Raw genomic sequence first — 9071 nt, 5'->3', positions numbered from 1 at the left:
CCCCCCCCCCCCCGCGACTAGCGGCGGGTGGCGTCGTCTACTTCGCCGACCAACTCCTCGATGATGTCCTCCAGGAACAGCACTCCTGTGGCCGTCCCCTGCTCGTCGAATGATCGCGCGAGGTGCGCGCCGGTGCGGCGCATGATGGCGAGGGCGTCCTCGAGGTCGGTGGCTTCGAAGATCGAGGCGAGCTGGCGGATCCGCTTGGCCGGGATGGGCAGGCGGAACTTGGCTCCCTCGGTGTCCCCGTCGAGGTCGAGGACGTCCTTGAGGTGGATGTAGCCCTCCGGCTGCCCGTCGGTCCCGAGGACGACGTAGCGCGAGAAGCCGTGCTTGGCGACGGCGCGCTCGACGTCGGCGGGTGTCGCTCCGGCGGGGAGGCTGACGATGCCGTCGAGGGGCAGGGCGACGTCGTGCACCTTCTTCTCGGTGAACTCGAACGCCGCGAGGAGGGTGCCGGTGGAGTCGCGGAGCGTGCCCTCGCGGGTGGACTGGTCGACGATGGTCTGCACCTCCTCGAGGGTGAAGGTGCTGTTCGCCTCGTCCTTGGGCTCGACCCGGAAGAGCCGCAGCACGCCGTTCGAGATCGCGTTGAGGGCGACGATCAGGGGGCGGATCACCCGGGCGATGGCGACGAGCGGGGGTGCGAGGAGCAGCACCGCCTTGTCGGGCATCGAGAACGAGATGTTCTTGGGCACCATCTCGCCGAGCACGACGTGCAGGAACGACACGATCAGCAGGGTGATGACGAACGCGACGGTGCCGGTCAGCTCCTCCGGCAGGCCGACGGCGTGCAGCGGGATCTCGAGCAGGTGGTGGATCGCCGGCTCGGACACGTTGAGGATCAGCAGCGAGCAGACGGTGATGCCCAGCTGGGTGGTCGCCAGCATGAGCGTCGCGTGCTCCATCGCGGCGAGGGCGGTGATGGCGCTCCGGCGACCGCTCTCGGCGAGGGGCTCGATCTGGGAGCGGCGCGCGGAGATGACCGCGAACTCGGCTCCGACGAAGAAGGCGTTCGCGGCCAGCAGCACCACGAGCCACGCGATTCCGGCCCAGTCACTCATCGCCGGCCTCCTTGCGCGATCGGTGGGGTCTGCCCGCGTCGGCCAGCGGGTCCGGCAGGGTGTCGGGCTCGGCCTCGGGGTCGGGGGTGAAGCGGATGCGGTCGATGCGACGGCCGTCGAGGCGCTCGACGCGGAGGGATCCCCCGTCGACGGCCACCTCGTCGCCCGCGGCGGGGAGCCGGCCGAGCTCGCTCATGACGAAGCCGGCGACGGTCTCGTAGGGCCCCTCCTCCGGGATGTGCACGCCGACGCGGTCGCGGACCTCGTCGGGGCGGAGCATGCCGGGGAAGGTCGTGGAGCCGGGCAGCTTGACGACGTCGGGGCGGGAGCGGTCGTGCTCGTCCGCGACCTCGCCGACGAGCTCCTCGACGAGGTCCTCGAGCGTGGCGACTCCGGCCGTTCCTCCGTACTCGTCGACGACGACGGCGAGCTGGAAGCCGCGACCCCGCAGCTCGGTCAGGAGCACGTCGAGCTTCATCGTCTCGGGGACCCGGAGCGGTTCGGAGCGCAGCGCCGTCACCGGCACCTCCGACCGCTTGCCGCGCGGCACCGCCACGGCCTGCTTCACGTGGACGACGCCGACGATGTCGTCGATGTCGTCGTCCGTGATCGGGAACCTCGACAACCCGGTCGTCCGGGCGAGGTCGAGCACGTCCTGCGCCGTGCTGGAGCGCTCGACCGTCGAGAGGCGCAGTCTCGGCGTCATGACGTCGCCCGCGCTGAGCGCCGAGAAGCGGAGCGTGCGCCCGAGCAGGTCGGCCGTGTCCTCCTCGAGGAGGCCGGCGCTGGCGGAGTGGCGGACGAGGCTCGAGAGCTCCTCGGCGCTGCGCGCGCCCGACAGCTCCTCCTTGGGCTCGATGCCCACGAGGCGCAGCAGCGCGTTGGCGCTGCCGTTCAGCAGCGCCACGGCGGGGCGGAAGACGGTGGTGAACGCGGTCTGCAGCGGGACGACGAGCTTCGCCGTCGCCCGCGGCAGTGCCAGCGCGAAGTTCTTGGGCACGAGCTCGCCGAGGATCATCGACAGCAGCGTGGCGATCACGATGGCGACGACCGTCGCGATCGGCGCGACCGCCGCCTCCGGCACTCCGAGCCCCAGGAAAGGCTGCTCGAGCAGGGTCGAGAGTGCCGGCTCCATCGTGTAGCCGGTGAGCAGCGTGGTGAGCGTGATGCCCAGCTGCGCGCTCGAGAGGTGCGTCGACGTGACCTTGAGGGCCGCGATCGTCATCCCGAGGCGGGTCTCGCCGCGATCGCGCCGCGCCTCGAGGTCGGCCCGGTCGAGGTTGACGAGTGCGAACTCGCTCGCGACGAAGACGCCGGTGCCCAGGGTGAGCAGGAGGCCGACGCCGAGCAGGATCCACTCAGTCCCCATGGCGGGCGCCTCCGCTCGGGGCGGCGGGGATCAGGGCGTCGAGGAGCTCGAGGGACGCGGATCGGACGGGTCGGTCCGACGGCGGATGAGCAGAGGGAGGGTCGTCCATTGTGGCGTCGAGTCTATCCGGAGCACCGGGCCCCGCGGGGTGCACGAGGGCAGGTCAGAGCCACTTCTTCGCCTTGAACACGGCGTAGAGCCCCACGCCGAAGACGACCATCAGCCCGAGTGCCCACGGGTAGCCGAACTCCCAGTGCAGCTCGGGCATCTCGTCGAAGTTCATGCCGTAGACGCCCGCGATGAGCGTCGGCGCGAACAGGATCGCCGCCCACGACGAGATCTTGCGCACGACGTCGTTCTGCGCGAGCCCTGTCTCGGTCTGCCGGCGCGAGACCAGGGTCGAGTGCACGGTGAGCGCCTTGTCGAGGATCGCGCGGAGGGCGTCGACGGCCTCCGTGACCCGGATCGTGTGGTCGAGCACGTCGCGGAGCGAGCGGTGCAGCTCCACGTGGTCCGGCGAGGCGGTCTCGGCCGGCGTCTCCTCGGCGAGCGCCCGGAGCAGCGCGGTCAGCGGCTGGACGGAGCGCTGGAAGTGGATGACCTCGCGCGAGAGCCGGTAGATGCGCTCCGAGAGCCTGTCGTCCGAGTCGGCTCCGAAGAGCTGGTCCTCGATCTCGTCCACGTCGCCCTGCACTCCCGCGACGACCGGGGCGTACTCGTCCACCACCTGGTCGAGGATCGCGTACAGCACCGCCTCCGGGCCTCGGGCGAGCAGCGCCGGGTCCTCCTCGAGCCGGCGGCGCACGCGAGCGAGGTCCGGGGAGTCGGCGTGCCGGATCGTGACGACGAAGTCCGGGCCCACGAACACGTGCAGCTCGCCGAACACGACCGCCTCGTCGGCGTCGAGGTACCGCGCCGGCCGCAGCACCACGAACAGCCCGTCGTCGTACCGCTCGAGCTTGGCCCTCTGGTGCCCGCTCAGCGCGTCCTCGACGGCGAGCGGATGCAGTCCGAACTCCTCGGCGACGGCCTCGACCTCCTCGCGGGTCGGCCGGTACAGGCCGATCCACGCCATGCCGTGCTCCTCCCGCATCAGCTCGAACGTGTCCTCGAGGGAGTCCGGGTTGCGGATGCGGTGGCCGCCGACGTACACGGCGTTGTCGACGATGGTCATGCGCTCGGTTCTAGCAGACCCGCACCGGACCGCCGCTGACGGATCGGGCGCCGCTTCTCAGATCACCAGCTGACCGGCAGCGCCTTGCCCTCCTCGTAGCCCGAGGCCGACTGCAGCCCGACCACCGCGCGCTCGTGGAACTCGGCGACGCTGCGCGCCCCGGCGTAGGTGAAGGAGGAGCGGACGCCCGAGGTGATCATGTCGAGCAGATCCTCGAGCGAGGGCCGCAGAGGGTCGAGGTAGATGGTCGAGGACGAGATGCCTTCTGCGAAGAGGCGCTTGCGCGCGAGCTCGTACGCGTCGAGCCGCCCGAACCGCTCCTGCACGGCCTTCGCCGACGCCATGCCCCAGCTCTCCTTGTAGACGCGGCCGGCCGCGTCCGTCCGCAGCTCGCCCGGCGCCTCGATCGTGCCGGCGAACCAGGAGCCGACCATCACGGAGGAGGCGCCCGCCGCGAGGGCGAGTGCCACGTCGCGGGGGTAGCGCACTCCCCCGTCGGCCCAGACGTGCGCGCCGAGCTCACGGGCCCGCTCCGCCGTCTCGAGCACGGCCGAGAACTGCGGCCGGCCGACGGCGGTCATCATGCGGGTGGTGCACATGGCGCCCGGACCGACTCCGACCTTGAGGATCGACGCGCCCGCCTCGACGAGGTCCTGGACCGCCTCCGCGGTCACGATGTTCCCCGCGGCGATCGGCACCCCGAGATCCAGCGCCGACACCGTCCGCAGCGCCCGCAGCATCGCCTCCTGGTGCCCGTGGGCGGTGTCGAGCACGAGGACGTCGACACCGGCGGCGACCAGGGCGCGAGCCTTCGCCGCCACGTCCCCGTTGATGCCGACGGCGGCGGCGACGCGCAGCCGCCCGTCGCCGTCCAGCGCAGGGTCGTAGATCGTCGAGCGGAGCGCTCCGGTGCGCGAGAGCGTGCCGACCAGGGCTCCGTGGTGCAGCACCGGGGCGAAATCGAGCCCCGCCTCGACCATGAGGTCGAAGGCGGCGCGGCCGGTCGTGACGTCGTCGGCGTCGATCGACGGCGCAGCGTGGTGCACCAGGTCGCCGAGCAGCGCGTCGGGGAGCGCGGTCGCGAGCCGCGAGGCGGGCACGCAGCCCAGCACCGCGCCGCCGGCGTCCTGCACCACGAAACCGTGGCCCTCCACGGCGGGCAGGATCGCGAGCGCCTGCTCGACGGTCGTCGAGGGATCCGCGGTGAGCGCGCCGGAGAAGGCGACCGGCTGCTCCTTCACCCAGCGGATCGCCGCGTCGAGCGACTGCAGCGGCATGTCCTGCGGGAGGACGCCCAGACCGCCCCGCCGGGCGAGCGCCGCGGCGAGCCGCGGACCCGTCACCGAGTTCATGTTGGAGGAGACCAGGGGGATCGTCGCTCCCGTGCCGTCGCCCGGGGCGAGCGAGACGTCGAGCCTGCTCGTGACCGAGGAACGGCCGGGGACGAGGAACACGTCCGAGTAGGTGAGATCGCCTGAGGGGGTTCCGCCGGAGAAACGCATGCCTGGAACGCTACTCCGGCCCGCCCGCGGGGCCGGTGACCGAGATCCGGGCTAGGCTTGACGACCGGGACGGGACCAGGCGACGACGCCGGTGCTCACGGGCGAGGACGACGTTCTCGCCCAGTGGTGCAGGCGTCGAGGGATGCGCGGGCCCGTCCGGATGATCGAGGACGAATCAACGGAGAGAGTGGGCGATCGGCTGTGTCGAGCCAGTTGACCGGAGTGGGAACAGACCAGGGCTCGGAGGACTTCGGAGCCAACGAGTGGCTCGTGGAGGAGCTGTACGAGCAGTACAGCGCCGACAAGGCCTCCGTGGACGAGTCCTGGTGGCCGATCCTGGAGCGCTACGGTCAGCAGCTGGCGGCGAAGGCGCCGGCGGCTCCGACCGCCGCGCAGCCCCCGGCCGAGAAGCCGGCCGCTGAGAAGCCGGCCGCCGCGGGTCCCTCGACCAGCGCCGGCGCCACGGTGACGCATCCCGTCACCGCGCCGCAGACCGGCGCCGCGCCCGCCTCGCGCACCACGTCCAAGGAGCCGAAGAAGGCTCCGATCCCGGCCGATGCGCCGGTGGGCAAGCCCGTCGACGTCGACGCGGAGGCGCAGGAGGAGGACGTCGTCACTCCGTTGCGCGGCATGGCGAAGAGCCTCGCGACGAACATGGACGCCAGCCTCACCATCCCGACGGCGACCAGCGTCCGCACGATCCCGGCGAAGCTGATGATCGACAACCGCATCGTCATCAACAACCACCTGCGCCGCACCCGCGGCGGCAAGGTCTCGTTCACGCACCTGATCGGCTGGGCGCTCATCCGGGCGCTCAAGGACTTCCCGAGCCAGAACGTCTACTACGACGAGCCCGGCGGCAAGCCCTCCGTCGTCGCCCCGGCGCACGTCAACCTCGGCATCGCGATCGACATGCCCAAGCCCGACGGCACCCGCGCCCTGCTCGTCCCGAGCATCAAGCGCGCCGACACCCTCAGCTTCACCGCCTACCTCTCGGCGTACGAGGATCTCGTCAAGCGCGCCCGCGGCAACAAGCTCGTCGCAGGCGACTTCGCGGGCACCACGCTCTCGTTGACCAACCCCGGCGGCATCGGCACGGTCCACTCCGTGCCGCGCCTGATGAAGGGCCAGGGCTGCATCATCGGCGCCGGCGCTCTGGAGTACCCGGCCGAGTTCCAGGGCTCGTCCGAGAAGACGCTCATCGAGCTCGGCATCGGCAAGACCATCACGCTCACCTCCACCTACGACCACCGCGTCATCCAGGGCGCGGGCTCGGGCGAGTTCCTCAAGATCGTGCACGAGCTCCTTCTCGGCGGCCGAGGCTTCTACGAGGACATCTTCGCGGCGCTGCGGATCCCCTACGACCCGATCCACTGGTCGACCGACATCGCCGTCGACCTCGCCGAGCGCGTCTCGAAGACCTCGCGCGTGCAGGAGCTCATCAACTCCTTCCGCGTGCGCGGCCACCTCATGGCCGACGTCGACCCGCTCGAGTACGTGCAGCGCTCGCACCCGGACCTCGCGATCGAGAGCCACGGGCTCACCTTCTGGGACCTCGACCGCGAGTTCGTGACCGACGGCTTCGGCGGCAAGCGCCAGCTGAAGCTGCGCGACATCCTCGGCATCCTGCGCGACTCCTACTGCCGCACCGTCGGCGTCGAGTACATGCACATCCAGGACCCGGAGCAGCGGGCCTGGATGCAGCAGAAGCTCGAGCGCGGCTACGAGAAGCCCGGCCACGACGAGCAGCTGCGCATCCTCGGCCGCCTCAACGAGGCCGAGGCGTTCGAGACATTCCTGCAGACGAAGTACGTGGGGCAGAAGCGCTTCTCGCTCGAGGGCGGGGAGTCGCTCATCGCGCTCCTGGACGCCGTCCTGCAGGGCGCCGCAGACGAGAAGCTCGACGAGGTCGCGATCGGCATGGCCCACCGCGGCCGCCTGAACGTGCTGACGAACATCGCCGGCAAGACCTACGGTCAGATCTTCCGCGAGTTCGAGGGCACCCAGGACCCCAAGACGGTCCAGGGCTCCGGCGACGTGAAGTACCACCTCGGCACCGAGGGCGTCTTCCGCGGTGCCGGCGGCGAGGAGATCCCCGTCTACCTGGCCGCGAACCCCTCGCACCTCGAGGCCGTCAACGGCGTGCTCGAGGGCATCGTCCGCGCCAAGCAGGACCGCAAGCCCATCGGCACCTTCACGACGCTCCCGATCCTCGTCCACGGCGACGCGGCGATGGCGGGACAGGGCGTGGTCGTCGAGACCCTCCAGATGTCCCAGCTGCGGGCGTACCGCACCGGCGGCACCATCCACATCAACATCAACAACCAGGTCGGCTTCACCACGCCTCCCCACGAGGCGCGGACCTCGGTCTACTCGACCGACGGCGCGAAGACCATCCAGGCGCCGATCTTCCACGTGAACGGGGACGACCCCGAGGCCGTGGTGCACGTGGGCCAGCTCGCCTTCGAGTACCGCCAGCGGTTCCACCGCGACGTGGTCATCGATCTGATCTGCTACCGCCGCCGCGGGCACAACGAGGGCGACGACCCCTCGATGACCCAGCCGCTGATGTACAGCCTCATCGAGGCCAAGCGCTCGGTGCGCAAGCTCTACACCGAGGCGCTCGTCGGCCGCGGCGACATCAGCCAGGAGGAGTACGACCGCTCGCACCAGGACTTCCAGGACCGCCTGGAGCGCGCGTTCGCCGAGACGCACGCGGCGCAGACGGGCGCGATCCCCGTGATCTCCCCGGACGGCGACTCCGTCGCCGACCTCGAGCTGCCGGACGCGCAGCAGGGCGGCGACTACCCGGGCGAGCCCGAGAGCACGGGCGTGAAGGAGGAGGTCGTCCGCCTGATCGGCGACGCCTTCAACAACCCGCCCGAGGGCTTCACGGTGCACCCCAAGCTGCAGCAGCTCCTCGCGAAGCGCCAGGAGATGAGCCGCTCGGGCTCCATCGACTGGGCGTTCGGCGAGCTGCTCGCGCTGGGCTCCCTGCTGATCGAGGACACCCCGGTGCGCCTCGTCGGCCAGGACACCCGTCGCGGCACCTTCGTGCAGCGCCACGCGGTGCTGCACGACCGCGGCAACGGCCAGGAGTGGCTGCCGCTGATGAACCTGTCGGAGCAGCAGGCGCGGCTCTGGATCTACGACTCCCTGCTGTCGGAGTACGCGGCGATGGCCTTCGAGTACGGGTACTCCGTCGAGCGACCCGACTCGCTCGTGCTCTGGGAGGCGCAGTTCGGCGACTTCGCCAACGGCGCGCAGATCGTCATCGACGAGTTCATCTCCTCCGCCGAGCAGAAGTGGGGCCAGCGCTCGTCGCTCGTGCTCCTGCTGCCGCACGGCTACGAGGGCCAGGGCCCGGACCACTCCTCCGCCCGCATCGAGCGCTACCTGCAGATGTGCGCCGAGCAGAACATGACGGTCGCCCGCCCGTCGACTCCGGCGTCGTACTTCCACCTCCTGCGCCGCCAGGCGTACTCGCGTCCGCGCCGTCCGCTCATCGTCTTCACCCCGAAGGCCATGCTGCGACTGCGCGGAGCGTCGAGCCCGGTCGAGGACTTCACCGCCGGCCGGTTCGAGCCCGTGCTCGACGACGCCCGCATCCAGGACGCCTCGGCGGTGAAGCGCGTGCTGCTGCACGCCGGCAAGGTCCACTACGACCTCAAGGCCGAGCTCGAGAAGAAGCCCGACGACGGCATCGCCCTCGTGCGCCTCGAGCAGTACTACCCGGCGCCGATCGAGGGGCTGCGCGCGATCGCCGAGCGCTACCCGGACGCGGAGTTCGTCTGGGTGCAGGACGAGCCCGAGAACCAGGGCGCCTGGCCGTTCATCGCGCTCGAGGTCGCTCCGCAGCTCGGACGGCCGATCCGGGTCGTCTCGCGCCCGTCCGCCGCGTCGCCCGCGGCGGGCTCGGCCAAGCGGCACGCCTCCGAGCAGGCCGACCTGCTCGCACGCGC

General features: G+C 71.0%; 5 protein-coding genes. 1 reads left to right on the top strand and 4 read right to left on the bottom strand.

What is annotated here, in order from left to right; all coding sequences use genetic code 11:
• Window positions 1–17 precede the first annotated feature (17 nt).
• The 4 genes from ASF46_RS05840 to ASF46_RS05825 all read right to left on the bottom strand — a co-directional run bounded on the left by ASF46_RS05840 (window position 18) and on the right by ASF46_RS05825 (window position 5109).
• Window positions 18–1064 carry a hemolysin family protein gene (locus tag ASF46_RS05840; RefSeq protein ID WP_056866748.1) on the bottom strand — a complete coding sequence of 349 codons (1047 nt, stop codon included), beginning with the start codon at window positions 1062–1064 and terminating at the stop codon, window positions 18–20.
• Window positions 1057–2433, bottom strand: a complete 1377-nt coding sequence (locus tag ASF46_RS05835) for a hemolysin family protein (protein WP_082481032.1) — start codon at window positions 2431–2433, stop codon at window positions 1057–1059. Before ASF46_RS05835 ends, ASF46_RS05840 begins: the two co-directional genes overlap by 8 nt.
• 163 nt (window positions 2434–2596) lie before the next feature.
• A complete protein-coding gene (gene corA / locus ASF46_RS05830) occupies window positions 2597–3607 on the bottom strand; it encodes a magnesium/cobalt transporter CorA (RefSeq protein WP_056866747.1) in 1011 nt (336 codons plus the stop codon).
• A gap of 62 nt (window positions 3608–3669) precedes the next feature.
• Entirely contained in the window at window positions 3670–5109 is a 1440-nt protein-coding gene (locus ASF46_RS05825; RefSeq protein WP_056866746.1) for a GuaB1 family IMP dehydrogenase-related protein, read from the bottom strand.
• A gap of 201 nt (window positions 5110–5310) precedes the next feature.
• On the opposite strand from ASF46_RS05825, the gene ASF46_RS05820 reads away from it, so the two are divergent.
• Window positions 5311–9071 (top strand): multifunctional oxoglutarate decarboxylase/oxoglutarate dehydrogenase thiamine pyrophosphate-binding subunit/dihydrolipoyllysine-residue succinyltransferase subunit (locus ASF46_RS05820; RefSeq protein WP_082485273.1); only part of this gene is annotated, 3761 nt, incomplete at its 3' end.

Source organism: Rathayibacter sp. Leaf296 (genome assembly GCF_001423045.1).
Taxonomy (GTDB): domain Bacteria; phylum Actinomycetota; class Actinomycetes; order Actinomycetales; family Microbacteriaceae; genus Rathayibacter; species Rathayibacter caricis.
This window is presented reverse-complemented; position numbering and strand designations above follow the sequence as displayed.

Excerpts from the sequence above, each read along its gene's own strand:
- ASF46_RS05835 (WP_082481032.1), bottom strand. The coding sequence starts at position 2,433 with ATGGGGACTGAGTGGATCCTGCTCGGCGTCGGCCTCCTGCTCACCCTG.
- ASF46_RS05840 (WP_056866748.1), bottom strand. The coding sequence starts at position 1,064 with ATGAGTGACTGGGCCGGAATCGCGTGGCTCGTGGTGCTGCTGGCCGCG.
- corA (WP_056866747.1), bottom strand. The coding sequence starts at position 3,607 with ATGACCATCGTCGACAACGCCGTGTACGTCGGCGGCCACCGCATCCGC.
- ASF46_RS05825 (WP_056866746.1), bottom strand. The coding sequence starts at position 5,109 with ATGCGTTTCTCCGGCGGAACCCCCTCAGGCGATCTCACCTACTCGGAC.